The sequence below is a fragment of the Paraflavitalea sp. genome (assembly GCF_059502485.1).
The window spans coordinates 3,216,961-3,242,650 of record NZ_JCACET010000008.1 but is presented as its reverse complement, the minus strand read 5'-3'; the positions used below and the strand labels follow the sequence as shown (position 1 = coordinate 3,242,650).

General features: G+C 48.3%; 19 protein-coding genes and 2 tRNA genes. 9 read left to right on the top strand and 12 right to left on the bottom strand.

Annotation, left to right across the window (positions count from 1 at the left end):
- Nucleotides 1-31 precede the first annotated feature (31 nt).
- From AC5JBY_RS15385 to AC5JBY_RS15350, 8 genes are all read right to left on the bottom strand, one after another.
- On the bottom strand, nt 32-1,384 hold the full coding sequence (locus AC5JBY_RS15385; RefSeq protein WP_495905496.1) for a MutS-related protein: 1,353 nt from the start codon (nt 1,382-1,384) through the stop codon (nt 32-34).
- Nucleotides 1,381-2,712 (bottom strand): MutS-related protein, encoded by a 1,332-nt coding sequence (locus AC5JBY_RS15380; protein WP_495905495.1) that lies wholly within the window; start codon nt 2,710-2,712, stop codon nt 1,381-1,383. Before AC5JBY_RS15380 ends, AC5JBY_RS15385 begins: the two co-directional genes overlap by 4 nt.
- A gap of 1 nt (nt 2,713) precedes the next feature.
- Nucleotides 2,714-5,017, bottom strand: coding sequence for a DUF4350 domain-containing protein (locus AC5JBY_RS15375; protein ID WP_495905494.1), 2,304 nt, complete (start codon nt 5,015-5,017; stop codon nt 2,714-2,716).
- A gap of 9 nt (nt 5,018-5,026) precedes the next feature.
- Nucleotides 5,027-5,953, bottom strand: a complete 927-nt coding sequence (locus AC5JBY_RS15370) for an ABC transporter ATP-binding protein (RefSeq protein WP_495905493.1) — start codon at nt 5,951-5,953, stop codon at nt 5,027-5,029.
- An 82-nt stretch (nt 5,954-6,035) separates the two neighbouring features.
- Complete coding sequence (locus AC5JBY_RS15365; RefSeq protein WP_495905492.1) at nt 6,036-7,433, bottom strand: RagB/SusD family nutrient uptake outer membrane protein; 1,398 nt, start codon at nt 7,431-7,433, stop codon at nt 6,036-6,038.
- A gap of 11 nt (nt 7,434-7,444) precedes the next feature.
- Nucleotides 7,445-10,801, bottom strand: a complete 3,357-nt coding sequence (locus AC5JBY_RS15360) for a SusC/RagA family TonB-linked outer membrane protein (protein ID WP_495905491.1) — start codon at nt 10,799-10,801, stop codon at nt 7,445-7,447.
- Nucleotides 10,802-11,061: 260 nt separating this feature from the next.
- Nucleotides 11,062-12,231, bottom strand: coding sequence for a FecR family protein (locus AC5JBY_RS15355; RefSeq protein ID WP_495905490.1), 1,170 nt, complete (start codon nt 12,229-12,231; stop codon nt 11,062-11,064).
- Nucleotides 12,232-12,305: 74 nt separating this feature from the next.
- Nucleotides 12,306-12,917: an RNA polymerase sigma-70 factor gene (locus AC5JBY_RS15350; RefSeq protein WP_495905489.1), complete on the bottom strand. Its 612-nt coding sequence runs from the start codon at nt 12,915-12,917 to the stop codon at nt 12,306-12,308.
- Nucleotides 12,918-13,507: 590 nt separating this feature from the next.
- On the opposite strand from AC5JBY_RS15350, the gene AC5JBY_RS15345 reads away from it, so the two are divergent.
- Nucleotides 13,508-14,692 (top strand): hypothetical protein, encoded by a 1,185-nt coding sequence (locus tag AC5JBY_RS15345; protein WP_495905488.1) that lies wholly within the window; start codon nt 13,508-13,510, stop codon nt 14,690-14,692.
- Between the two features lie 142 nt (nt 14,693-14,834).
- Here AC5JBY_RS15345 and AC5JBY_RS15340 read toward each other — a convergent pair whose 3' ends face one another.
- Nucleotides 14,835-15,380 (bottom strand): alpha/beta hydrolase, encoded by a 546-nt coding sequence (locus AC5JBY_RS15340; protein WP_495905487.1) that lies wholly within the window; start codon nt 15,378-15,380, stop codon nt 14,835-14,837.
- Nucleotides 15,381-15,505: 125 nt separating this feature from the next.
- On the opposite strand from AC5JBY_RS15340, the gene AC5JBY_RS15335 reads away from it, so the two are divergent.
- The 3 genes from AC5JBY_RS15335 to AC5JBY_RS15325 all read left to right on the top strand — a co-directional run bounded on the left by AC5JBY_RS15335 (nt 15,506) and on the right by AC5JBY_RS15325 (nt 19,700).
- Complete coding sequence (locus AC5JBY_RS15335) at nt 15,506-15,910, top strand: DUF3592 domain-containing protein (protein ID WP_495905486.1); 405 nt, start codon at nt 15,506-15,508, stop codon at nt 15,908-15,910.
- A gap of 602 nt (nt 15,911-16,512) precedes the next feature.
- Nucleotides 16,513-18,804, top strand: coding sequence for a Piwi domain-containing protein (locus tag AC5JBY_RS15330; protein ID WP_495905485.1), 2,292 nt, complete (start codon nt 16,513-16,515; stop codon nt 18,802-18,804).
- A complete protein-coding gene (locus tag AC5JBY_RS15325) occupies nt 18,792-19,700 on the top strand; it encodes a hypothetical protein (protein WP_495905484.1) in 909 nt (302 codons plus the stop codon). Before AC5JBY_RS15330 ends, AC5JBY_RS15325 begins: the two co-directional genes overlap by 13 nt.
- 321 nt (nt 19,701-20,021) lie before the next feature.
- On the opposite strand, the gene AC5JBY_RS15320 is transcribed toward AC5JBY_RS15325, so the two are convergent.
- Nucleotides 20,022-20,098 (bottom strand) — tRNA-Lys (locus tag AC5JBY_RS15320).
- Between the two features lie 28 nt (nt 20,099-20,126).
- Nucleotides 20,127-20,197, bottom strand: a tRNA-Cys gene (locus tag AC5JBY_RS15315).
- A gap of 103 nt (nt 20,198-20,300) precedes the next feature.
- Here AC5JBY_RS15315 and AC5JBY_RS15310 point away from each other — a divergent pair.
- The 5 genes from AC5JBY_RS15310 (at nt 20,301) to AC5JBY_RS15290 (ending at nt 24,157) form a co-directional block, all read left to right on the top strand.
- Nucleotides 20,301-21,179, top strand: a complete 879-nt coding sequence (locus AC5JBY_RS15310) for a nucleoside phosphorylase (RefSeq protein WP_495905483.1) — start codon at nt 20,301-20,303, stop codon at nt 21,177-21,179.
- A 127-nt stretch (nt 21,180-21,306) separates the two neighbouring features.
- Nucleotides 21,307-22,095, top strand: coding sequence for a diaminopimelate epimerase (dapF, locus tag AC5JBY_RS15305; protein ID WP_495905482.1), 789 nt, complete (start codon nt 21,307-21,309; stop codon nt 22,093-22,095).
- Entirely contained in the window at nt 22,092-22,634 is a 543-nt protein-coding gene (locus AC5JBY_RS15300) for a DinB family protein (protein WP_495905481.1), read from the top strand. The genes dapF and AC5JBY_RS15300 overlap by 4 nt, the downstream gene beginning before the upstream one ends.
- 28 nt (nt 22,635-22,662) lie before the next feature.
- Nucleotides 22,663-23,601 (top strand): magnesium transporter CorA family protein, encoded by a 939-nt coding sequence (locus tag AC5JBY_RS15295; RefSeq protein ID WP_495905480.1) that lies wholly within the window; start codon nt 22,663-22,665, stop codon nt 23,599-23,601.
- Nucleotides 23,602-23,689: 88 nt separating this feature from the next.
- Entirely contained in the window at nt 23,690-24,157 is a 468-nt protein-coding gene (locus tag AC5JBY_RS15290) for an NUDIX domain-containing protein (RefSeq protein ID WP_495905479.1), read from the top strand.
- A 173-nt stretch (nt 24,158-24,330) separates the two neighbouring features.
- Here the strand turns inward: AC5JBY_RS15290 and AC5JBY_RS15285 are convergent, their stop codons facing one another.
- Complete coding sequence (locus tag AC5JBY_RS15285; RefSeq protein ID WP_495905478.1) at nt 24,331-25,593, bottom strand: response regulator; 1,263 nt, start codon at nt 25,591-25,593, stop codon at nt 24,331-24,333.
- Nucleotides 25,594-25,690 lie beyond the last annotated feature (97 nt).

Sequence of the window (25,690 nt, the reverse complement as noted above, 5' to 3'; positions counted from 1 at the left end):
ATGTTGCAGGTTACAAGTTTCAGATTACAGGTTACAAGGTTTCGGATTTTGCGATATCGCTGTTATAGATAATGTCGAGTATCTTTTCATTCTCTATGATGGTCATGCCGTGGCGGTCGCTGGATATGCCTTCGGTGAGGCGATAGGTATAGCGGGGCACGGCGCCTTCGAGGATGGTAGGCAAGTACGCGTATTGTACATGGGTGTTGGTTTGCTGCAGCGCCTGTCCTACTTCGGTGATGTGGGTAGACACGAGGAACCAACAACGATGAAACTCCGTGAAGGCATGGGTAACAGCGAGTGTGGCATCGTAGGCATCTTTTACATTGGTGCCTTTGAAAAGCTCGTCGAAGATGACGACCAGTCTTTTGCCACTGCTGACATCTGCAGCTACTTTTTTCACCCGGAGCACTTCTGCATAGAAATGACTGTATCCAAGTGCCAGGTTGTCGGCCACGTTGATAGAGGAATACATGCCTTCCATAACGGAGAACTTCATACTGCGGGCGGCTACAGGAAAACCCATGTGCGCGAGATAGATGGCGATGCCGAAGGCTTTCATGAAGGTGGACTTGCCGGCCATGTTGGCTCCGGTAAGAAAGAAGGTATTGGTGACGGCATCCAGTGACAAGTCATTGGGCACGGCAACGCCTGCGGCGATGCGGGGATGGTACAGGCCGGTGATCTGCAGCCGGTTGCTGTCCGGCAGCAATGGATTTGCAAAGCAGAAGCTATGTTCCTGCGCCACGGCGGCCACGGCCGTATAGACATCCAACTCGTAAATGATCTGTATGACTTTCTCCAACTGTTCGCTACAGGTGTGTTTCAGCAAATGATCGTACCGGGCGGCATCCTGCAGGGATAAGCTGGTTCCATCTTTGCGCTGCAGCATGCCGGTGATGGCCTCGCTGGCCAGTAACTTTTTCACTACCGTTAGCTGTTCGCGGAAGGGGCCTTGCTCATCCAGCGGTTGGATGCATTGCTGCAATTGCTGCAACAGGAGGATGGTGGCGCGGATGCCTGCTATCACCTGGCTGTATGCTTCGTCCTTAACAGTGGTTTCCATCGCCTTCTTTTTCCACAACAACAAAGCTGCGACAGGCCGGTAGCGCGAGGTAGCGCTTTGCTCAATATAATCTTTCGCTTTGTTCAACTGTTCGTTGGAAAATGGGATGTGTAACGACTGCTGCCGGAAGTATTGCAGCATGGCCACGCGCTGTTTGATGGCCTCCAGGCTGGTGAGGGGCGTACGGAACATGGATTCCAACAACTGTTCACCACCGCTCAGGCGGCAGCGGTTGAAGAGACTGAAGATGGAATCGGCCCTGTAGCGGCCAGTGAGGTTCAGGTCGTCGGTGGTTTGTTTGTCTGCTATAAAGCTCATGGTGCTGTTCGTTTAAATGGGCTGCTTTGCAGCATATCGAGCAGGCCTTCGTTGCGGATGATGACCATGCCGTGCCGATCGCTGGTGATGCCTGACTGTAACTGATAGGTGTACACAGGCCGGTCGCCCTGCATGGTGGTAGGCATGTATACGAATTGCAGGTTGCTGCACTGGGGCTTCAACTCCTCGCCTGCTTCGATGATGTGTGTGGACACGATGAATACGCTTTCTTTTTTCTGCGCAAAAGCGCGTGTAAGGGCCACGGTGGCTTCCCAGGCATCTTTCACGTTGGTGCCACGGAACAGCTCGTCGAAAATAATGAGCAGCTTTTTGCCGCGGCTTAGCTCACGGGCCACTTTCTTGACGCGTAATACTTCAGCATAAAAGTGGCTGGCGCCCATGCCCAGGTTGTCGGGCAGGTTGATGGTGGTGTAGATGCCATCGAGCACAGAGAACTGCATCTCGCGAACAGGTACGGGGAAGCCTGCATGGGCAAGGAACAATACGGTGCCGAGGGTTTTCATGAGGGTCGATTTGCCAGCCATGTTTGCGCCTGTCAAAAAGATCACGTTGTTGTGTGCCGTGATGTGGACCGAGTTTGGTATGGCCTGTGGCAATGCAGGATGCTTTACGTCTGCAATGTCGATGCGCAGCGGTGAGGCGGGCAAGGCCGTGGCAAATACCCATTGTTTTTCGTTGGCCACGGCGGCAATGGCGATGTATGCATCCAACCGGTAAATGTATTGGAGCAATTGGTGTAGCTGTGCGCGGTGACGAAAACGCAGGAAGGCGTCGAGTTGCACTACCTGCTGATAGGGAATGTTCTTTTTGTAGGGCAGGTGCAGCACCAGCTGCCAGTCTTCGCTGGCCAGCAAGGCTGCTATTTCGCGGCTGTTATTCTGCTCCTTCCCTACTCCATCGACCCATGTGTGCAGCGACTGCACGATCTCCAGCAGGGCTGTGATGCCTTTGTACAGGTTCTTGTATTCGTTGTCTTCTGCCATGAGGTTGCTGAGCCGGTTGCCCCATCCTTTTTCTCTGCCTGACAGGCGACTGCGCTCATCGGTATTGGCGAGGTAGTGTTCTGCCACATCAAATAGTTCTGCGCGGAAGGGAAAAGCGGTTTTGTGGGTGGCGAATTGCCGGATCACTTTGCTGCGTTGGTTGATGGCGTCTGCATCGGCCAAGGGATAGCGCAACAGCTCTTCCAGCAGGGCTGCGCCTTTGATCGTGGCTGTTCGATTGAACAGGCCATGAATGGAGGCGCCCTGGCTGCCAAAGAGGTTGAGGTCGTTGAGTGTTTGTTGATCGGTGACGAAATGGCTCATGTTATTTGCGTTTACGCCTGATCAACAATATGGAACCGATCACGAGGAGCAATGCAGGGAATATACCGATGCAAATTATTTTCAACAGTTTGAAGCTTTCTTTGGTCAGGTTCAGCTTGTTGTCGCGTGATTCGGGCCGGCTGCTGTTGATGGGAAAATCTCCGTAGGTGAACCAGCCAAAGATGGCGGTGTTGAAATTGAAGTTGGCGGTGCGCGGGTTGTAGCGGACCAGTTCCTTGTTGCTAAGGAAATCCGCATCGCCGATGACTACTATGCGCTGTTCGCGGTTATTGATCTTTCGTGTGAGCTTTACAGCGACGGCAAAGGCCCCTTTCCGATCTCCTTCTTCGGGCTTGTATTCAATGGTGGCGCTGTCGGTGACCAGTTCACTTTTCTTGATCCACGTTTTTGCGGCGTCGGTCATCATCAGGGGCTGTACTGCAAATCCTTTATCGGTGGTATAGCTCAGGGCGGCGGCGCCGGGCGTGGAGATGCACATGCTGTCGTCTTTGCTGCGTGCAAGTGCTTTGGACAAAGTGGCGGCGGTGTCGGTGAGGTAATTCAATACCAGGTCGGGACTGAAATCTTCGCTTTTCTGCACCAATGTTCCGGGTTCCAGCTGTACTCCCAATGGCTGGAGCAGCGGATTCAGCAGATCCTGTTTACCGGGCTCTCCGGCAATGAGCAGGTTGCCGCCTTTGTCGATGAATGCCCTGATGCGCGTCAGCGAAGCGGTGTCGAAAGGCGTACGCGGATCGGCAATCACCAGTGCGGCTATGCTGTCGGGTATGTTGCTTTGTGTGAGGTTCACATTGATGACGTCGAAACCCTGGTTGACCATGGCATGCCGGAAACTTTTTTCATTGGTGAGGACCTGGTATTCCCGGTCGCCTTTTTTATCGGCGCTTCGTTGGAGCTGTCCCTGTGCAAAGGCAATGACGGGCGCCTTTGTCATCAGCCGTTTCATGGCCGCGGAAGTTTCTGTTTCGGTAGGATAAATGAACTGGTCGTTGAAGAGCCGCAGGAAAGTGGTTTTGCCCTGGTATTCGAGCTTCATGACGTATTTGTTTTCTTCCGGCCGCAGGTCTATGATCTTGCGGATCTCTTCGGGTGTCTTGAAGCGTTCGATGTCTACGCGCGAAGAAGTGGCATAGCGCTCTGCAAGTTGTTTATTGGTTTGTCCTTTGTTGTATTTGTAGAAGCCGGGGTTATAGGTGCTGTCGTAATAGTATACGTAGTTGAGCTCGATATCGGACTTGAAGCGAATGTACCGGTCCCATCGCTGGAGATCGGTGTTGCGCTGTTTGGGCTGTCCCATCCAGAAGAAGTTGTCGAGGAGGTTGATGTAGGAAGTCACTTTCAAGGGCCCGCCGTTCATGGACTTTGTGATCTTTTGCCCGCCTTCTGTGATGGTCATACTCTTAGTGGCGGTCACATCCCAATATCCGTTCCATCCCTGCCGGTTGCTAACGTAACCAACGATCAGGGCAATGACCACGTATGCGGCATAGCGGCCTACTTTTATCCATACGGGTATGGTGCGGCGGGTGGAATGCAGTTTGAAAATGGTCATGGCGAGGAACAGCACGATGATGATGAGGAAATACAATACATCACGGGTGGTGATGAGGCCCATCATCATGGTTTCTGTGCGACCGGATATGGACAGGAAATGGGTGAGGTCGCGGACAAAATCCATATCCTGCCAGAGGGTGCCTACGTAGTTGAGTAGTCCCAGCAACGCGAGGGTGCTGACGGCGGCCACGATCTGGTAGGACGTGAGGCTGGACATGAAGAGGCCGATAGCTGAGTAAGTACACATGAGCAGGTATATGGCGAACAGTCCGGACAGCATCAGGGGAATATCTGCGTGCTGAATATTAAACATGCCAATGATGGCAAACAGGGCGAGCACGCCTGTGAGGACGGCGGAGAAGACCATCATGGAGAGGAATTTTCCCAGCACGATCTCTTTGACGCGTGTGGGTGAAGAATACAAGAGCTTGATGGTGCCGCTGCTGATCTCCCGGCTGATGAGGCCCATGGTTAGTAATGGCAGGTATAGGTATACGTAATTTTTGATGGCAGCCAGGATGCCGTAGGGGAAAGCGAATATGCCCTGGGTCAGGAATCCCAACTGTTTGCTACGGGCACCGCCCAGTTGCTGCGATATGAGGTAATTGTCGATGTGGTCTGTATACGACAGGCCGCACTGGAACATGAACACGACGAGCAGGAACCAGGCAATGGGTGAATAGAACAGGAGGCTGAGCTCGGTACGGGCTATTTTAGTGATTGTTTTCATAATCGTGCATTAATTCTTACGGTTTGAGAGTTGGGCAAATATTTCGTCGAGGGAGCTTTTATCGAGACTGATCTCGCGCAGGCGCCAACCGTGTTGTACGCTGGCGTGTACGATGCGTTCGGTGATCTCCTGGTCGCCGTTGAAGAAGATGCGCAGTTTCCTTTCGGTGAGTATGTCGACTTTGGACACGCCGGGAATCTTCAGCAGTTCTTCTGTGGCGGGCGGCTCTTCGAGGTGGACGAGGGCGCTGTGGGGCTCTACATAGTTGTTGAAGGCGTCCATGGTATCGGCGAACACGATGCGACCGTTCTCTATCATGCGGATCTCTTTGCAGAGTACCTGTACTTCGGAGAGGATATGGGTAGAGAAAATGACGGCGCGGTCGGTGGCAATTTCTTTAATGAGGCTTCTCACTTCAATGATCTGGTTGGGATCGAGGCCATTGGTGGGCTCGTCGAGCACCACGAGTTTGGGCCGGTGGATGATGGCCTGTGCGATGCCGACGCGCTGCCGGTAGCCGCCGGATAGATTGCGGATGAGCCGCTTGCTGTAATGAGCGATGCCGCAGCGCTCTTTGACGGTTTCCAAGGCGCGGGGTATATCGGCCTTGCTCATGCGGCGGAGGTGGGCGCAGTAGACGAGGTATTCATCGACGGTAAGGTCCATGTAGAGCGGCGGGTTCTGGGGCAGGAAGCCGACTTCCATTTTGGCGGCTTCGGGGTTTTCGCGGGTATCGATGCCGTTGATGGTGACGGTGCCTTCGGTTTGGTTGAGCACACCGCACAGGATGTTCATGGTGGTGGACTTGCCAGCGCCGTTGGATCCGAGCAGGCCAATGATGCCGTGCTGGTGTATTTCGATGTTGATGTCGCGGATCGCCCAATTGACACTGTATTTATGCGACAGGTGTTGGATGCGCACGATTGGTTCTGCCATATTTATTTTTGTTTAGACAAAGTGATAACAGGGCGCTGCCACCGGTGTGGCAGCGCCTGTTAAAAAAGAGAGCCTTAACTAACTACTGGTAACCCTTGTTCTGTGTTAAAAAGGGATTGGTGTCCATTTGCTGTTGCGGTATAGGGTATAAAGTGTCTGTTGCCTGCCAGTCTGCTTTGATTGGCTGAAGCACGGCGGTTGCCCTGCCGGTCCTTTTCAGGTCAAACCAGCGATGGCCTCCTTCGCAAAACATTTCGGTTTGCCGTTCGCGTTCGATTGCCATCAGTACATCCTCTTTCGATACGGCGGTGGTACCTGCGAGACCGGCGCGGGTGCGAATGCGGTTGAGGTCGGCGCGGGCACTGTCGAGCAGGCCGCGCTGCGCATTGGCTTCTGCCCGGATTAGGAATTGCTCACCTGCGCGGAAGAACATGTAATACTCTTTGGGTGTATTGGCCAGGTCTCTGTTCTTGTACTTCCAGGGATAATAATACGTGACGGTGTTGACGGTGGTGGCGCCGGTCCATGTCTGTTTGCGCTGGTCGGTTGTTTCGAAGGCATTCATTTGCGCGTTGGTCAATGCATAAGTTGGTACACTACCTGTGTAGGGTATCAAATAATTGGCATCGACGGTCTGTCCGTAATTGCTGGTGGACGCCATTTGCCAGATGGCTTCTTTACTGCCATCGAGGAACACTTTGCTCAAAGGTTCCAGTGTGTACAAGTTGCTGCCGAGCACCTGGCTGGCTTGTTCTGCCGCCTGCTGCCATTGGCTACGGGTGAGGTATACCTTAGCGAGCATGGCGCGGGCGGTGTGCACGTTGGGACGCAGGCGGCCTGCCGAAGGATAGGTCTCGGACAGTTGCGTGATGGCGTTGTTGAGATCGCCGATGATAAACGCATACACAGAATCGGCGGACACTCTTGGCTTGACAGCATTTTCTTTGTAATCGGTGCCGGTGATGAGGGGCACTCCATCAAAGAGCTGCACAAGGTTGAAATAGTACAAAGCGCGGCAGATGAGCGCTTCTCCTGTGACCTGCTTTCTCAAACTGGCGGAGAGCTTGCTGCTTTTGGGCACACCGTTCAGGAAATCGTTGGTCTGGTAAATACCACTGTAGCCCGAAGTCCACAGCGTGTTTACGTTTCCGTTATCTGTCCTGATCTTGTTGAGGTAAATCTCGTTGAGCCCTGTAGCGTCGGATGCGGGCCATAATTCATCGGACGAGAAGCCGGTAAAGAAAACGAGGTAGCTGGTGTTGATGCTACCGGAAGACCCTCCTGCGCCGAAGTTCATGTAAATGCCCGACAATGCGGCCATCACATTGAGGCTGTCGGTATATACCTGGTCGGCCGATATTTTATCGGTGGGGTGCGAGGGAATTTCAATGAGCTTATTGCAGGAGCCGGTGAGCAACCCTACAAGGGCAAGCACCGTGAAGCAACGCACTGCATAGTTTTTATGGATGGAGTGTTTCATTGTACGTTGTATTAAAAGTTAAAGGATAATCCGCCTGCTATGGTGCGCTGCAGAGGAATGGTGAATGGGGTACCGTCCTGCTCGGGATCGCCAATTTTGTAGTTGGTAATGGTGAGCAGGTTTTGCGCATTGACGAACAGCCGGATATCTTTTATGCCTGTTCTTTTCAGGAGGTTTTGTGGTATGGTGTAGTATACCGAAGCGGTTTTCAACCGCACGTAATACGTATCGCTGAAAGCGCCTGAAGAGTTGTTAAAGTTGAGGCCGGGCGAGTAAGGCGCGTCGAAGCCGGTAGTGAGTTTTTGGAGGGGCGTTTGGTCGCCTGGTTTTTGCCAGTACTTGCCCAGCACTTCCTGCGGCAGGTTTACATAGCTGCCGGGTAAACTGTAGGCATTGATGGAATACAGGTAGTTGCGTGCCATTCTTTGCTGGAACTGGAAGAACAGGTGCAGGCTAAGCCCTTTGTAAGTGAGGGTGTGGCCCATGCCGCCAGAGAATTTGGGGTCGACATTGAACAGGGCCTGCCGGTCGCCGCCCTTCGCAAGCATCTGGCTGTTGGGGTTGGTGACCTTAGTGCCTTTGCTGGTATAAAATTCATACAGGCCGGTAGCGGGGTTGAGCCCGGCAAACTGGTATCCGACGATGAGGCTGGTGCTCTGCCCTACTGTGTACATGGAAGCATAAGGGGATTGATCAAGTCCATCGAATGCCACGAGCTTGTTGCGGTTGAGACCGATGTTGAAGGTGCTTGTCCACGTAAAGTTCTTCGTTTGAATATTGGTGGACGAAGCGGAGAACTCCCATCCGTTGTTTTGCAGGACGGCGGGGAAATTGCCGAGCACATTGGGGAAGCCTACCTGTGCGGGCAAGGTATACGGGATCAACTGGTCGTACATGCGGCTCTGGTACCAGGTAACATTCAACAACAGGCGGTCATGAAAGAAGCCGAGATCGAGCGAGGCGTTCCATGATTTCTTGACGCTCCAGCTGTAGTTGGGATTGAACAGGTTGGAAGGCGTGTAGGGCATGAATCCCTGGTAGGGCAAGGTGGTGGAAGCGTAGGCAACGCCATAATAAGCCTGGTAATTGTAAGGCGCTATACCGTCGGAGCCATTGGTACCGTAGCTGGCGGACAATTTACCAAAGCTAATGAAGGGTGCTATTTTTTTGAAATCTTCTTCTTCAGAGAAGATCCAGCCAGCGCCTGCTGAACCAAAATTACCGAATCGTTTGCCGGGACCAAAGTTGCTGGAGCCATCTCTTCTGCCCGACAAGTTAATGATGTATTTATTTTGGTAAATATAACCGAGGCGTGCATACGCGGCCACGTACTTGTAGATATTGCCGGAGTTGCTGGCTGAGATGGTCGCCGCATTATTGATAGAGCCCAGCAAATCATCATTGGGAAAATTGCTTCCATTGAGGTATTGGGATAATGTGGTTTGCTTCCGGTAGGTGCCGCCGACCATGGCAGACAATACGCCGGCGCCGATGTTGCGGCGGTAATCAACCTGCGGCTCTACGTTGAGGGTCTGGTAATTATTGGTCGTAAAGGTAGCGGAAGAACGCGAGCTGGCAGAGCCAGGATCAAGCGTAGAGAGTGGTGTAGCTGAATAAGAAGTACCATTCATGCGGCTGTAGCCGAAGTTGCTGCTGATGGTGAGGCCGGGCAGCACCTGATAAGCAATGCGGGAAGTCATGTTCAGACTATGCGACTGCACGTCTGCAGGCTGGCGCAGGTTGGCATATTGCTGGTACATGCCAAAGCTCAACCCTTTGTAGCGCCACAGCAGGTTGTCGTTCTCATCGAGCAATGCCGGGTAATTGGGTGGCATCATCATGGCAGCAACGACTCTCGGCTGCGCACTGGCGTTGTTCTTATTATATGAATAATCCGTGATGAACTGCACAGTGAGCTTATTGTTGGGCGAACGGTACGTGTAACCGCTGTGAATGCTGAGCCTATCGTCGGCAAAATCGCCGGGGAAATTATACGTGGTGTGTGTGTAACCACCAGACAGGATGAACGTGCTGTATTGCTGTCCACCGCTGAAGGAAGCATGCACATCGGTGCTGAGCGGTGTATTGTTGAAGAACTCGTCGTACCAGTCCACATTGCGGGTGGAATCGAAGAGTGTGATATCGGGATAGTTGATGGCATTGGCGGGCGTGATGACGACCTTGTCGTTGGCCAATGCTTCGCGCCGCATGGCGAGGTATTGCTGGGTGTTCATCATCTTCAACTTGCGCGTGGCGATGTTGACATTGGTGTTGACGGTAAGGTTGAGGGCGGGCTTGCCGGGCTTACCTTTTTTGGTGGTGATGAGCACGACGCCGTTGGCGCCCTGTGAACCGTAGATGGACGTAGCATCGGCATCTTTGAGAATGCTGATGCTTTCAATGTCTGCCGGATTGATGCTACCGAAGGCGCTGACACCATTGCCGGGAATCCTGGAGGAGGACTGGTTGGTGATGACGGAGGTGAGCAGGTTGCCGATGGTATTGTTTTGCGCAGCGAGGGGCACACCATCGATGATGAACAGGGGCTGATCAAGGGGTTTGTAGTTGCCAGAATAGGGACTGCTGGACAGTGTATTTTGTCCGCGTATCTGGATCTTGACGGCAGAGCCGGGCGCACCGCCGGTTGGCGTTACGATGAGGCCGGGCACTTGTCCCTGCATGGCCAGCAGGATGTTGGGTACGGGTTGTCTTTCGATCTGTTCGGACGTGATGGTGGAGATGGCGCCTACGCTAAATCTGCGAGAGGTAGTACCATAGGCCTGCACGACGGTTTGATCGAGTAAACTGGGACTCAATTTCAACTGGACGATGATGGTGGTGCGGTTGTTCACAGCCACGGTTTGTGTCTGAAAAGTATTGTAGGAAACAATGAGTATTTCATTACCGGTAAGCTCATGGAGGGTGAAGAAACCGTTCACGTCGGTCTGCGTTCCTTTTTTAGCACCTTTGACCATGACAGAAGCCCTGTCGAGCGGCCTGTTGAGTGTATCGTATACATATCCCTGCACGGTGATCAATGGCGGTGGAGACGGTGCTGTAGTTACAACAGCTGTTTCCTTTTCGCTGATGACGATCGTTTTGCTGACGATGGAGAAGCGGAGGGGCTGCTCGCTGAGCACGTCCTGCAAAAATTCTTCGAGGGGCTTGTTGTTGGCCGAGACGTTGATGGGCGTGGTCTTTTCGAGCAGGTCGGCGTTGTAGACCACGACGTAGCCGGTTTGCTGTTTGATGACGCCAAAGATGGTGGTCAGCGGCACCCTGTAGCCGGTGAAGCTGATGGTTTGTCCTTTGGTGGCAGCACTCAGGTGGAGGGTGAAGCCGAGCAGCAGAAAGGCGATCATTCTCATAATACGGCCAGTTTTGGTTAGCCAAGCTTTGGCGGGCCTGTGAAAGGCCCGGCAATTGCCGGCAGTCTTTTTACTTTGCATACATTTGCAATGCCCGGTGACCCCGGGACTGGGTTTTGGAATTTTAATAAGCAGTCTTTGTCGAGGCCATTTACGACGTCCAGAACCTTGTGCCGTCATGTGGTGCAAACACATGGCGGTTTTTTATTTCCGCGTCGCAGCCGATTTCTTTACTGTGGACAGTAAGTGGCAGCACCGTGTTACGGCAAGATGATAAGGTTTTTTCCTTCGAGGTTTACGTGAACACCCATTTTTTGCAGCACTGTTATGACCTGGGAGAGGTTGAGGTCCATTCCCATTTCGCCGGCGATATTAACGTTTGGTACCGGGCCCTGGTACACAATGTCGACATCATACCAACGGGACAACTGGCGCAAAGAAGTAGCTACGGGTTTATCGTTGAAATTGAAGGTTCCATTTTTCCAGGCCATCACTGCTTCAGTGTTGGGATGGCCATTGAGTGTTACCACGGTGGTAACTTTTGCCTGCTGACCGGGCCGGAGCGTGAGCTGGCTGCCAGGTTTTGCTACGCGGACGGCGCCTTCGAGCAGGGTAACCTGCAGGTCGGGCTCGTCGGTATAGGCGTTTACATTGAAGTGCGTGCCAAGCACCGTGATATCCACGTCGTCTTTGCTGACGATGAAGGGATGTGCCGGGTCTTTTTGTACTTCAAAGTATGCTTCGCCGGTGATGGTGACCTTTCGCTGTGCGCCGGTGAAGGCGACGGGATAGGTAATGGAGCTGGCTGCGTTGAGCCATACCTGTGTGCCATCGGGCAGTGTGAGACGATAATGTCCGCCGCGTGGTGTGGACAAGGTATTATATACGACAGCAGCACTGGCGGCAGCAGCTGAAGGTGCGTAGGCAATGCGGCCATTGGCTTGTTTGCTGATGGCAACCGTGCCCTGTAGGGCAAGCTGTCCATTGGCGGCGGTGTCGAGCACAATGCGTTGGCCGCTGCCCAGCGTGAGTGTAGCTTTGTGACCGCCGGGTGCTGCATCCTGCACGACTGCAACGGGTGGTTGCTGCGATGGCTGTTGTGTTTTCCAGATGGCAATGCCAGCGATAATGAGCAGGATGGCGGCTGCGGCAATTGCGGACCATTTCCTTATTGACCGCAGGCGGCTTACCGGTGCAGGCTGCTGACGACCGGGGAACAGGCGTTGCTCAATACGGTCTACGGCCGGCGTGGCAAAAGCTTTCAAGGCATCATCGGGCTCGTATTGGTGCCATGCTGCGCGCAGCTCCTCCAGCAGGGATTCCTCCTGTTGCGGCTGATTGGCCCAATCGGCCAATTCTTCCTTTTCCGCGAGGGTGCATGTGCCGTCGAGGTAACGTTGTATGAGATAGGCGATCCTTGTCTGTTCCATAGTGTTGGTAACAATTCCTTAATAAGACAAACGGGCGGGCAAACAGGGATAGTGGACGGGAAAGTTTTTTTCAATTATTTTTCAAAGGCGGCAATTATGAGCAGGAAGCAATAGATGCCTGCGGGTGGATGAAGGTTTTTTTCGAGGTGCTCGCGCAAGGTGCGGAGGAGCTGTACCATATGGTTTTTGACGGTGCCGGGCGATATCTGTAATTGTTGTGCGATCTCTTCATGTTTCAGCCCTTGCTCGCGGCTAAGCTGGTAGACCTTTTTTTGCTGGGGCGGCAACTGGTCGATGGCTTTCCGGAAAAGGGCTTCCATTTCTTTATAGGCAAGGACCGACTCGGGGGTATCGGGCGTAAAGGGGGCTTCTCCCGTCAACAGCTGACGCATGATGGCGGTTTCGCGGGCCATGCGTTTGAAGGCGTTGATGCACTGGTTTTGTGCCATGCGAAAGAGATAGGCGCTGAAATTGTCGATGGCAGCGAGGGTAGTATTGTTTTTCCAGAGTTGCAGGAAAACATCCTGGACGACATCTTCGGCCATTTCGGCGGACTGGGTGAGGCGGTATACGAATCCGTACAGCTTGAACTTGTAGCGGGTGAACAGTTCGGCAAAAGCCGCCTCCTCTCCTGCTGCTGCGCGCTGTAACAGTTCTTGTTCTGTAAACCCATTTGCTACCATCATACCTTTTATCGCTTTTCTCCTGTCAGGTGGTCAAATCTACAAAAAAACGGGATATGCGTTTTTAAAAGGCAGCGGGCCTGGGTTGTACAGTGATGGTGGCCGATGCAGCATTTTACTTTGTTGTCTTGTCTTATTAAAGTATGTTTTTCAATCTATTATATCTGCTTTCACCACTGACCATTTCCAGCCTTCGGAGCATTTTTCCGCGTCCAGCCTGCATTTGAGCCTTCTCCGCGTACTATTAGCCTACTATTGCCCTACTATCAGCCTATGATTACCATACTTCTACCATGCTTCTGCCGGGAGAGTATTATGCCTGAGCTATGGCTGAACCATAGGAGCTCTATGGGAACATGATGACACTACTGTGCACCGGATATGGTTGTGGTGCGCATCGATGTTGGCGCCTGGTGTCTTTACGGATGCTGTTATGACGATCCATGTTGCACCATTGCGAGCATGATTAAAGTCAAGAAATTAAAAAAATTGTGACGTGATATGAGACTTTATGCGGTGGATCGTACCCTGCTCTGCCGGCACTGTTGTTTTGGGCTGTACAATGACGTAAGTTTATGTAAAATCCATATGCTATGCCAAAACAAATTGGACCTATCAAATTCCGCGGCCTCCTCGATGATGTTTGCGGACGCAAGACTGAAGATGGTGATATCCTGCAACGCAAAACCGGTCCTACCCGGAAGCAGGTACTCAAGCACAAAAAATTTATCAATACACGACGGAATGCGCGTGAATTTGGCGGTGCGGTGGCGGCCTCTACCCTGCTGCGGCGGGTGCTGGGTTATACGGTGAAAGCTGTGAAGCATTCCAAGCTGGTAAGCTATATGAACAAGCAGCTGCATGAAGTGGCGATGTCGGACACTGAGAGTGGCTGGGGTGATCGTTGTGTGAACAAAGGTGATCTTCAATTGCTGGAAGGGTTCGACTATAATCAGGAACTAAGTCTGGATGTTGCATTGCCGGTGAAGCTTTCGCATGAGCTGAATGTGGCTACGGGACAGGTGCAATTGTCGGTGCCCGGTTGCCTGGTACGGCACAAGCGGGTGTTTCCGAAGGAAGCGACGCATTTCCGGATCGTGTCGTGTGCCGGGGCGGTGAACTTCGATAAGAAGCGTTGTTCGTTCCATATAACAGAGAGTGAATTGCTGCCACTGGGCAAGAAGATGACGGCTTTGCAACTGGAGCATCAGCTGGCTGGTAAGCCGGGAGAAGTGATGTTGCACACCGCAGGGATCATTTTCTTTGAGGTGATTGACGGTAAGGAACGGATGCTGCGTGGCGGGGTATTGAAGGTTGTGGAGGTGGCGAGGGTTGCGGCTTCTATGCGTGTTGCTGACAGGAAGGATACCAGCATTATTAACAAGAATAGCTCACGGACGTCTGTGCGACAGGTTAAGCAGCAGGCTTGCGCCCTTGTTTGTGTTGATGAAGACACTCCTATTGTGCAGCTGGTGGTGGCGAAGAAGAGGACTTGCGCTCCTTGTGTGTTGCCTGAGATGTTGTCTGAAACGGCAAGAGATATTATACCTGGAGTGATGGAAGAAAAAGTTGTACATGCCGTAGTGATGCATGATGTGGCTGGTGTTGTTGATGATGAGGTAACGGTTATTTTACCTGCTGAAACAGATGACTTTACTGTGGGCATTACAGATGCGATGGGAACACCCTTGCAGGGAGCTGTTACGGTTTCGGAGGGACTGGCTCGTAAGCCGTGGTCTGGAAAGAAGAGGTGGCTGAGGAGATATTATAAAGAGTGAGGGCTATTGAAAGAGGCACAAGTACGCCAACCCACAAGGCACTGCTGCATACTTGCGCCAGTTAGGGGGAGCGTCTATTGAAAAAAGACACGAATACGTCAGCACACCAGGCTCTGCTGTATACTTCCGTCAATGTTGGAAGTTATAGGTTCTTAATGTCTGTTGCTACCAGTTTCAAGTCATTATTAAATTGATGACCTCCTTTCTTTATTTCACGGACAATTGCCTGTGGCAATTTTTGCCTATATAAAGCGAGGTGTTCGAATGGAACCTCTTCGTCATCCATGCTATGGTATAGAAAGAGCGGAATGTCGGAAGGTAGTTTGCCGGGGAAATCAGTGCGTAGTTTAAGCCCTTGTACCCAATCTTCGTCGCCACTCCACCAGGCGGTAGCGATCAGGAAAATGCCACTTATCTTTTTTTCGATCTTCGTTTCGGAGAGGTATTTGAGTATGAGTGATGCGCCTAATGAGTGTCCGACTACAATAAGGTCTTGCTGGCTGTGCTGTATTTCTTTACCGATCTGCCCGGGCCATCCAAAGTCTGAAACGCGTTCATCACTTTGCAATTTTGGATAATTCACTTCATAATCGTTTCCCAAGGCATTCTTGAGTGAATCTACCATTTTTGTATCTGCCTCATAACCATTATCGCCACCTCCCTGTATAAATAATACTTGCTTTTTCATAGTTGATGTATTTGCCTATAAAGATGTCAATAGAATTTGATACTGTCGAAAGAGTCGAAGCAAAGTCCCTGCCTTATGAACTTTCCCAAAATTTAGGTATTATTGAGTAAACATCGCCCTATTATATGTGGTATACCATCTGTGTAGTCGTTGGCGCTGCCCTACTTATCGCCTCCCTGCTAATGCTGAAAAAGTCCATGGCATTTTTAAAAGATAGTGAAAGGGCTACCGCCACGGTAGTGGACCTGCAAAGGGTTTCCGGTAGCGATGGCGATACCTATAAGCCGGTCTTTACCTTTAAGACTTACGCTAATCAAGATATTACTTACCGTTCCGGGGTGTCCAGTTCGCCGCCTGCTTTTGAGATAGGTGAAGAAGTTACCATTGCCTACGACCGTAATAATCCCTCTACGGCTCAACTCCTGACGTATTGGGGCTCTTTCCGATGGTCGATCATCCTGGCGTGTATTGCCATGCCTTTGATCATCATTGGTGGGGGTTATCATTTGGCGCAGCGGGTGCTGCAGTGAGTAAGGAAATGATTTCTGTTGTGCAGTTCTCAATAGATGGGGATTGAGTAGTAGGTTGTGGTTTGGGAAGATGAGTCGGTTAAGGAGATATTGCAAAGGGTGAGAGGATATTGAAAGAGACACAAGTAGGCCAACCTACTAGGCGCTTCCGCATACTTGTGCCCGCCAGTGTTAGCTGAACATTCTGCTATTAAGCCACTACAGCAAACTCATAATTAGCTGATTATAAACAATCAAGATGTAACTTTATACGCGGCCCAGAATGTGATTTACCTGTTTAAAACAAAGAAGGTCAAGTTTGGAATTGTTAAAATATTAATATTATTTTCGATACGGATATCTACCTCTAACCTATATCCTTTCCGAAGTACCGCTATTAAAGCCTACCTAATCATTTTAGTTCCTTTCACTTGTAAAGGGCTGCTACTATTTTATTTGGAATTTCAGGCCAATTATGGCAATCTGGTTTACTGAATTATTATAAAGCAGTCTAATAGTTATACATGAAATTGATCTATTAGCTTAAGGTTCGGCATTTAAAATATATCGTTGATAACAAAACAATAGTTAATTCATAGAAGAAAAGAGGAGAATCAAAAAGTATGCAGTTAAATTATTTTCCAATAAATATTGAGTTTGAAAAATATCAAATCAATACAGAATCTTATAGCCAAGAACGACTTGCAGAATTAAGAAAGCTTTATAATTCAACCCATTCTTTTTTCAGAAATGGTGACTTAATCTATATTTCAAATAAAGATGGAGATGAAAATCATTCTATTGGAACGCACAGTGAAAGAAATACCTATGATGATCATGAGATTACTTCGTCGCTAATTAAGCATCTTTTCTTTCGAACATTTAAAGACCGGTTTACTGGTTATACACCAGTTGATTTCTATCCATTTCGCTTTTTTTCAGCCCAATCAAAAGACGACATTATTCACGACGCCCTTCCTAGCCATTTACAAAATAAAATAGCCTATAAAAAATTAATTGAGATACAACTACGCCTAACGCATATTGATGGGAAGAAGCAATTTGGATTTGTGATAAGTATAAAAAGGAATTGGATATTTGACAAAAACTGCGAAGTTCTACACTTAGAGGGTTACAACCTAGTAGGAATTGATGTATTACATGCTGAAGTATTGCCTGGCTTACAAAACATTCTTGCTCCAAATGAAGAGTTTGTTGGTGTTATAAAAGAAGTTATTAAAGATAAAGCTAAGGTAGAAACTAACGAAGGGGTGAAAGAATATGATCTTAACGAATTGGTTATTAAAAAGACGAAGTTTAATATTGGTAATTACTTAGCATTTGCGGTATCTCAGCAGAAAAGCAATGAAATACTTACAATTATAGAAAACAAGCGTTCAGAAATATATAATGCAAAGCATTTGTACACAGAAATCGCCAATATCGCAAAGCGATTGTTTTACAACGTAGATCAACCTGTTTTTTTTCAAAATAAAGAAAATTTTTTCTTTACAGTGGAAAGTAAACCTATCGTTGTTCAAAATACAATGGAGCTGAAAACTCCAACTTTTATTTTTGATTACGCGGCAACTAAAACGCATAATTCCAACCCCGATATTGGACTTAGTAACTATGGTCCTTATGATAGTATGACTTTTGATACGAAAACTCCAAATGTTCTTTGCATGTGCAACCGAACTAATAGGGGCTATTTTTCAAACTTTTTATCAAGCTTAAAAGATGGGGTGCCACAATCGAAGTATTTTCAAAAAGGTCTACTAAAAAAATATGATTTACAGGATGTTATATTTGACATCAAAGAAATGCAGTCTTATAGCTTAGATGAATATCTTAATATCATTAAAAATTATGACGAACTTAAACCTAATTTGGCTATAATTGAAATCCCCGCAGAGTTCAGAAAATACGACGACAAATCTAATCCTTACTATAAAATAAAAGCAAAGCTTCTTTCTCTTGAAATACCTGTTCAGTATGTGACTTCCGAAAAAGTGAAAACCTACAATGAATTTATTTTAAACTCTATTGCCCTTCAGATTTATGCAAAACTTGGTGGGACACCTTGGGTATTACCTTCACATCGCTCAGTTGATAGAGAGATCATTATTGGTATTGGACATAGTTGGCTTAGAACTAACCAATATAGTGGCGCAGAACAAAGCCGAGTGGTGGGAATAACTACATTCCTTTCGAGCGACGGTCAATACCTTCTGGGGGACAAAGTTAAAGATGTTTCATTTGAAAATTATTTTCAGGAATTACTTAGAAGTTTAAAAAGCTCGATTAAGCGACTTTCATCAGAACAGGGCTGGTCAGACGGCGACACTATCAGATTAATTTTTCATATTTTCAAACCCATTAAGAATACAGAGTTTGATGTTGTTAGCCAGCTTATAAAGGAAACTCCGGAATATAAAATCAAGTTTGCTTTTGTGACAATTAGCAAATCGCATCCTAACTTATTATTTGATGTCAACCAAAGCGGCGTGTCCAAATATGGTAATCCTCAGATAAAAGGAGAATATATTCCAAACAGGGCGAGCAATGTTTTCCTTGATGCCGAAACTTGTATTGTCCAAATGTTTGGTGCAAACGAATTAAAAACAGCAAAGCATGCGATGAGTGCCCCGATTCAAATCAAAATACGGACACCGCAGGGCAACTATAATAACAATGAATTAAATGATTTGCTTTATTATGATTTGAGTTATATAACACAGCAGATATACTCCTTTACTTATTTATCATGGAGAAGCTTTTTGCCTGGAGAGCAACCTGCGACAATGTTGTATTCAAATTTGATTTCAAAATTACTAGGCAAAATGAGAACTGTTCCTGGTTGGGATGCTGATAACTTGAATTACGGTTTAAAGAGAAAAAAATGGTTCCTTTAGAAGAAAAGTTTATATATCAAGTTAGAATAAATGAGAGCCCTAAACTGTCTGCTTTTAACAATTTGTTATTGAGCAAACCTATTATAAAACTTGATATAGCTGATTTAAATGAATCGGATGAAATATTTTTCTCGATAGTAAATGCCATTCAAACAAATAATAAGACTTTATTTGAGGCATATTTCAACAAAAAGAATAAAAGTAATCCAAGTAAAGAGTCGCTATCTCCTTTTGTAAACGATGACTTTTTAATTTTCTGTTTAATTGTCGGTATTCTAAAGTTCGGATGTGATAGAAATTGGATTAAAAATATTATTTCCTTACGAGGCAGAAATTCTTTTACGATCACATTTGATAATCTCATTAATGAAAACTTATACAGCAAGAGTAATTTGCCGGAAATTGTATTAATGTACTTTAAGTTGCGTGATCAAGCACTAATTACTAATGATTTTTTGACGACTACCTTTAAAAGCATCTCTGGCAATCCTTCACTATTTGAAAGCAAAAGTGACTTTCATATCTTATGTTCAGTAAGAGCTTACGACTTGATTATTGAATTGAAAGAATCTACGGATAGTAGTGAAGTAGATTTATTAAAAAGGTTTAATAGAAAATTCCTGGCTCGAATTAAGGTAACAAGCTGGCTTGTTCAGACGGTTATACTGATTTCATTATTATATAGTACTATTGAGATTATTTCCCTTAAACCTGAAATAAAAACTTTCTTTGACAAAATTGGGTCGGTATTAAAGGTATTTGGGCTTTTTGGGATAAGCCAACTGGGAAATGTTTTTCCCATTATTAGAAAGAAATTATATGAATTAATTTTAAGATTATTTGGGTATCCGAAAGAGTTGATTAAGCGCTTAGATACTAAGAGTGACTCCAAATAAATATAAAATCCTTTTCCATTTTCTTTCACCTAGTACTTGTGTGGAATCGCTTAAAAACTCGCTTTCTCCTCATTTTCGATCTTAGCTTACAGGCTTCAACTATAAAATTAGACCTACCTAAAGGCAAAGATATTGGCCACAATGGGAAGCCGCGTGCAGCATAACCCGGCTTTATTGCTTATAAATTTGATAATCGACAAAAAACAATGTCGAACTCCTCAATTCAATGATGCGATAGAGTGGATATGAAAGCTTGCCCTATCTTGTATGCTGGGCAAGATAGAAAAGAGGAGGCTTCCAAGTTTGGAAGCCTATCCGACTTGGTGTACCCGCTAGGAATCGAACCAAGGACCTACTGATTAAGAGTCAGTAGCTCTAACCAAAAAGCAAAGGGTGACACTTTTAAAAAATGTCACCCTTTTTTCGAGGTCCCGACCAGATTTGAACTGGTGTAGGAGCTTTTGCAGAGCTCTGCCTAGCCGCTCGGCCACAGGACCTTATTTTTCCCCATTTTACCGGCACCCGAGGTGCTCCTATCGAACGGGGTGTGCAAAAGTAGGATATTTGTCGGATATTTGGCAATTACCAGCGACACTTTTTATGCAACGTATCCCGGAATCGGAACTGATTATCAACCAACGAGGGGCTATTTACCACCTGGACGTACGTCCGGAGGAGCTTTCGACCACGATCATCACAGTTGGCGATCCGGACAGGGTGCCCATGGTAAGCCGGCACTTCGACCGGGTGGAAGTGCAGCGGCAGCACCGTGAATTTGTGACCCACACCGGCTATATCGGACAAAAAAGGCTGACGGTCGTTTCTACCGGTATCGGTCCTGACAATATAGATATTGTGCTGAACGAACTCGACGCTCTGGTGAATATCGATTTCGAGACCCGGACCATCAAACCTGAACTTACTCACCTCGACATTATACGCGTAGGTACTTCCGGCGCCCTGCAGGCCGATATTCCCGTAGACAGCTATGTGGTGTCGACGCACGGCCTGGGTATCGATAACCTCCTGAATTTCTACCGCCACGAGGAGAATGACGGGGAAAAGCAGCTTTTACAAGCTTTTGTAACGCAAACTCAACTTCATAACCGCATTTCCCAGCCTTATATCTGTGCTGCCAGCGGCTCGCTGCTGAAGCATTTTGCCGGTGACGGGTTTCATGCGGGGATCACCGTAACCTGTCCGGGGTTCTATGGACCGCAGGGCCGGGTGCTGCGGCTGGGCCTCAGCAATCCCAATCTCATCGACCGGCTGACGGAATTCAGCTTTGGCCAGCACCGCATTACCAATTTCGAAATGGAAACGAGTGGTATTTATGGACTTGGGCGCCTGCTGAGCCACCACTGTCTTTCTTTGAGCGCCATCGTAGCCAATCGGGTTGTTAAGGAGTTCTCAAAAGATGGTGGAAAGGCTGTTGAGGGTTTGATTACAAAAACATTAGAAGTCGTGAGCGGGTTATAATAGTTGTGTGATTGTTAGTAATTTTGAGTAGTAAAGGGGCCAGAGGCCCCGCAATAACCTCATCCCGCCATGCGGCGGGAAGGCGAGCGAGTGAAGAAGAGCTAAATAAAACCGTAGAGGATACTCCATGAAACTGAAATTCTACAAATACCAGGGCACAGGGAATGATTTTGTGATACTGGATAATCGTGATGGTCAATATAATGAACTGAATACCGAGCAGATCCGTTTTCTGTGTGACCGCCGCTTTGGCATTGGCGCAGACGGGTTGATGTTGTTGAATGTTAAACCCGGCTACGACTTCGAGATGAAGTATTACAATGCTGATGGCCGGGAAAGTACTATGTGTGGCAATGGTGGCCGCTGTCTCGTAAAGTTTGCCTACCACCAGGGCATCAGAAAGAGTCTCTATCACTTTATTGCCGTAGATGGTGAGCACGAAGCCGAGATCGATGATGACGGCACGGTGAGCCTGAAGATGAAGGATGTGGCTAACATCCGCGAATCGCACGGCGATTTTATCCTCGATACCGGTTCTCCCCACTATGTAAAGATGGTGCCTGATGTGATGGCATTAGATGTGTATAAGAAAGGCATGGACATTCGCTATAACAACACGTACAGCAAAGAAGGCATCAATGTAAACTTTGTAGAGCAAAAACGGGTAGACGAGATCATCGTACGCACTTACGAACGAGGTGTGGAGGATGAAACGCTTTCCTGTGGCACCGGCGTTACTGCCAGCGCCCTCGTATGCTACCACAATGAACGTGGCTTCAATGATGTAACGGTGCTTACCCGCGGCGGCAAGCTGTCGGTAGAGTATGATCGCGTTGACGACGACACTTATAATAATGTATGGTTGTGCGGTCCCGCAGAAAAAGTATTTGAGGGAGGGATCGAACTGAAACCATGAGTTTACCCAATTCACTTACCATAGCGGAGATCTTGCGCGAATCGGAGAAGGCTTTTCAACGGTTTACCGCTTTTTGCCGTGACCTGCCGCAGGAACGTTTTTTTGAGGAGCCAGCCGGCCAATGGTCTATTGCACAACATCTGCAGCACCTGGTCATCCATACCAAATCCGCTACGGCGGCTTATGCTATCCCCAAGTTTTTGGTACGTCTGTTTGGCGGCAAGTCCAACCGCGCTTCCAGCTCCTACCCTGCCCTTGTAGAAAAGTATCAGGCAGTATTGGCAGCTGGTGGAAAGGCACAGGGCCGGTATATTCCCAAGCACTTCAAGCCCGGCACCAATAAAGAAGAGTTGATCAATCACTGGCGACAGTTTAGCGCCATTTATCTACAAGCGCTGCGCAAGAACTGGAAGGACGATCAACTGGACAAGTACCTGGTAAAGCATCCTTTATTGGGAAAAATCACCTTGCGGGAGTTATGTTATTTTACCATTTATCACACAGATCACCATCTTAATATTGTAAAAGCAAGGGTTTAGTGTTTTCCCCTACCTTTGCGCCGGCCAAATGATCCAGTACTTTAAAAATATCAATCACCAAACGGTCGCCATCGACAAACCCGATAATGGGGCGTGGGTGAATGTATTGCCACCGCTGAAGCAGGAAGAGTTTTCCGAGCTGGCTGATGCGATGGATATTCCACTGGACTTCTTGACCGACTCACTGGATATCGACGAACGTAGCCGTTTCGAGGAGAGTGATAATGTGAAGCTGGTCGTTATTAAAACGCCTACGGAGAACAACTCTTTCAACGAGAGTGACGCACTGTATATCACCATCCCGATCGTTATCATCCTTACGCACAACCAGATCGTCACTGTAAACTCTTTCGACAACGAGGCGATCAAGAAATTCCTGCACACTTTCCAGAACCGTCACCCGGACAACCGGAAGATGATGGCGTTGAAGATCTTCGAGAAGATCATTCAAACGTATATGGAATCGCTGAAGGAGATCAACCACCGCCGTAATATCGTAGAGCAGCGCCTGTATGCCGCCAACCGGAATGAGGAGCTGCTGCAACTGATGCGGATCCAAAAAAGTCTGGTGTATTTCGTAACGGCGCTGCGTTCCAACGAGATGTTGTTGATGAAGATCGAGCGTACCAGCTTCCTTGGCCTCAATGAAGAGGAAAAAGAGTTCCTGGGCGACCTGATCGTTGACAACTCACAGGCCCTTGAAATGGCCAATATCTACACGAACATCCTGAGTAGTACGCTGGATGCTTTCGCCAGCATTATTGCGAATAACCAAAACGAAGTGTTGCGCCGCCTGTCGGTGATCACGATCGTATTGACCTTTCCCGTACTGGTAGCCAGTATCTATGGCATGAACGTGCCCATCCCTTATAAGGATTCTCCTTACGCGTTTTATATCCCTGTATTTCTTTCGCTTGTCATCTCTCTTGTAATCGGCTGGTTCTTCCTGAAGAAGAAGATATTCTAACATCGATATTTACTCTCTGCTCCCGGTAAAAAGGTTTTACCAAATAAGTATTAAGTTTACTCTCTCAAATCAGCCAATAAATACAGCTATGTTTAATGTAAGGGTTTACGGCATTTTGATGAATGACAAGAAACAGGTTTTGGTAGCGGATGAATATATCCGTGGGGGGCTCTATACCAAGTTTCCCGGCGGCGGGCTGGAGTTTGGAGAAGGTACACGGGATTGTCTGAAGAGAGAGTTCAAAGAGGAGATGGACCTGGATGTGCGTGTTGGCGATCATATCTATACTACCGACTTCTTCCAGATGAGTGCGTTCTCTCCCGATCAGCAGATCATTGCCATTTATTATTTTGCGCATGCGCTGGAGCCTATCAAAGCGCCGCTACGCACGAAAGAGTTTGATTTTGATGAGCAGCAGATGGATGTGTACAAGCGTACAGGAGAAACGGAAACTTTTCGGTTTATTGATTGGGAGGATTTTTCTTCAGCGGTTATTACGTTGCCGATTGATAAGATTGTTGCGGATTTAGTGAAGGCGGAAAACAGATTGGGCTAAAGCCCAAGAAGGAGTTCATGATTTTATCCCGGCCCTAAAGGGCCGGGCAATTCGTTTGCTTCGTTGTGCCTTTTCTTCGATATGTTTTTGCTTCGCAAGCAGATTTCTCACTGCGCTATCGCTCCGTTCGAAATGACAAGGAAGGGTGTACTTGTTACATAGACGAAGGCTTCTTACACTCCTACTTTTACAGGTTGGTAGACAGGTAAGGTGATGATGAAAGTGGTGCCTTCGTTGGGTTTGCTTTTGGCGGCGATGAAGCCGTGGTGTTTTTCCACGATCTTCTTGCATAAAGCCAGGCCGATGCCGGTGCCTTCGAAAGCGCTGCTGACATGGAGGCGGCGGAACATTTCAAATACCTGCTCGGCGTATACCTGGTCGAAGCCGATACCATTGTCTTCAATGTAGATGCGGCAATATTTACCAAGGTTATCAGTAGTGCTGTTGATATTGGCGCCAGAAGTACTTAGCTCATAACGAATATTGATCAGCGGCGCCTCCTCTTCTTTACTGTATTTAAGTGCATTGCTGATGAGGTTGAAGAACAAGGGCCTGATAAGACCGGGGTTGACTTCCAATGCCGGCAACGGCTCTGCCACGCTGATGCGCGCCTGCTTCTCGCGAATGGGCGCCTCCAGGTCTACCAGTGCTTCATCGAGTAATATATTCAGGTCAGTAAACTCGAAGTTGTCTTTCTCACCGGTGAGCTTGGAGAAGGCCAGGATGTCCTTGATCAATGCCTGCATACGGGCTGCAGCGCTTTGTATACGGCCAATGTACGTATTGGCATCGCCATCAAGGTTTTCCTTAAACTTGGAGGAGAGCAGATCGCTGAAGGTGCGGATCTTGCGCAGGGGCTCCTGCAAATCGTGGGAAGCCATGAAAGCGAAGCGGTCGAGGTCACGGTTGGCGGATTCCAACAATGCAATGTTGTTCAGGAGCTGCCTGTTGAGCTGGTGGACTTTTTCTTCGGAAGCCTTGCGCTCATGGATCTCGTTCTCCAGGTTCTTATTGATGGCTTTCAGCTTTTGCTCCTGTACCAACAGGCGACGGTTCTTTTGATATAGATCAATGAACACCGCTACCTTGGCCCTCAGCAGATCGGGATTGATGGGCTTGTAGATATAATCCACTGCCCCGGTACGGTAGCCTTTGAAGATATTGTCTTCGCCATAGGTGTTGGCGGTAATGAATATAATGGGAATATGCCGCAGCTTCTCCCGCTCATAGATGAGTGCAGCGGTTTCGAAGCCGTTGAGGTTGGGCATTTTTACATCCATGAGGATGAGTGCGAAATCGAATTCGGTCAACAGGATCTTGAGGGCATGACGTCCAGATGTAGCTTTTACAAACTGGTATCCGTCAGACTCCAGGATCGCCTCCATCGAAAGCAAATTATCTTCCCGGTCATCTACCAATAAGATCTTTTGCTGCATGTGAAATGTTTCAATTTAGGAATTTAGTATTAGGATATTGGGATAAGGTCTGTTTATCTGGTATTAGCTTTTAGGTATTAGCTTTTAGCCTTACTAA

Excerpts from the sequence above, each read along its gene's own strand:
- AC5JBY_RS15385 (WP_495905496.1), bottom strand. The coding sequence starts at position 1,384 with ATGAGCTTTATAGCAGACAAACAAACCACCGACGACCTGAACCTCACT.
- AC5JBY_RS15380 (WP_495905495.1), bottom strand. The coding sequence starts at position 2,712 with ATGAGCCATTTCGTCACCGATCAACAAACACTCAACGACCTCAACCTC.
- AC5JBY_RS15375 (WP_495905494.1), bottom strand. The coding sequence starts at position 5,017 with ATGAAAACAATCACTAAAATAGCCCGTACCGAGCTCAGCCTCCTGTTC.
- AC5JBY_RS15370 (WP_495905493.1), bottom strand. The coding sequence starts at position 5,953 with ATGGCAGAACCAATCGTGCGCATCCAACACCTGTCGCATAAATACAGT.
- AC5JBY_RS15365 (WP_495905492.1), bottom strand. The coding sequence starts at position 7,433 with ATGAAACACTCCATCCATAAAAACTATGCAGTGCGTTGCTTCACGGTG.
- AC5JBY_RS15360 (WP_495905491.1), bottom strand. The coding sequence starts at position 10,801 with ATGAGAATGATCGCCTTTCTGCTGCTCGGCTTCACCCTCCACCTGAGT.
- AC5JBY_RS15355 (WP_495905490.1), bottom strand. The coding sequence starts at position 12,231 with ATGGAACAGACAAGGATCGCCTATCTCATACAACGTTACCTCGACGGC.
- AC5JBY_RS15350 (WP_495905489.1), bottom strand. The coding sequence starts at position 12,917 with ATGATGGTAGCAAATGGGTTTACAGAACAAGAACTGTTACAGCGCGCA.
- AC5JBY_RS15345 (WP_495905488.1), top strand. The coding sequence starts at position 13,508 with ATGCCAAAACAAATTGGACCTATCAAATTCCGCGGCCTCCTCGATGAT.
- AC5JBY_RS15340 (WP_495905487.1), bottom strand. The coding sequence starts at position 15,380 with ATGAAAAAGCAAGTATTATTTATACAGGGAGGTGGCGATAATGGTTAT.
- AC5JBY_RS15335 (WP_495905486.1), top strand. The coding sequence starts at position 15,506 with ATGTGGTATACCATCTGTGTAGTCGTTGGCGCTGCCCTACTTATCGCC.
- AC5JBY_RS15330 (WP_495905485.1), top strand. The coding sequence starts at position 16,513 with ATGCAGTTAAATTATTTTCCAATAAATATTGAGTTTGAAAAATATCAA.
- AC5JBY_RS15325 (WP_495905484.1), top strand. The coding sequence starts at position 18,792 with ATGGTTCCTTTAGAAGAAAAGTTTATATATCAAGTTAGAATAAATGAG.
- AC5JBY_RS15310 (WP_495905483.1), top strand. The coding sequence starts at position 20,301 with ATGCAACGTATCCCGGAATCGGAACTGATTATCAACCAACGAGGGGCT.
- dapF (WP_495905482.1), top strand. The coding sequence starts at position 21,307 with ATGAAACTGAAATTCTACAAATACCAGGGCACAGGGAATGATTTTGTG.
- AC5JBY_RS15300 (WP_495905481.1), top strand. The coding sequence starts at position 22,092 with ATGAGTTTACCCAATTCACTTACCATAGCGGAGATCTTGCGCGAATCG.
- AC5JBY_RS15295 (WP_495905480.1), top strand. The coding sequence starts at position 22,663 with ATGATCCAGTACTTTAAAAATATCAATCACCAAACGGTCGCCATCGAC.
- AC5JBY_RS15290 (WP_495905479.1), top strand. The coding sequence starts at position 23,690 with ATGTTTAATGTAAGGGTTTACGGCATTTTGATGAATGACAAGAAACAG.
- AC5JBY_RS15285 (WP_495905478.1), bottom strand. The coding sequence starts at position 25,593 with ATGCAGCAAAAGATCTTATTGGTAGATGACCGGGAAGATAATTTGCTT.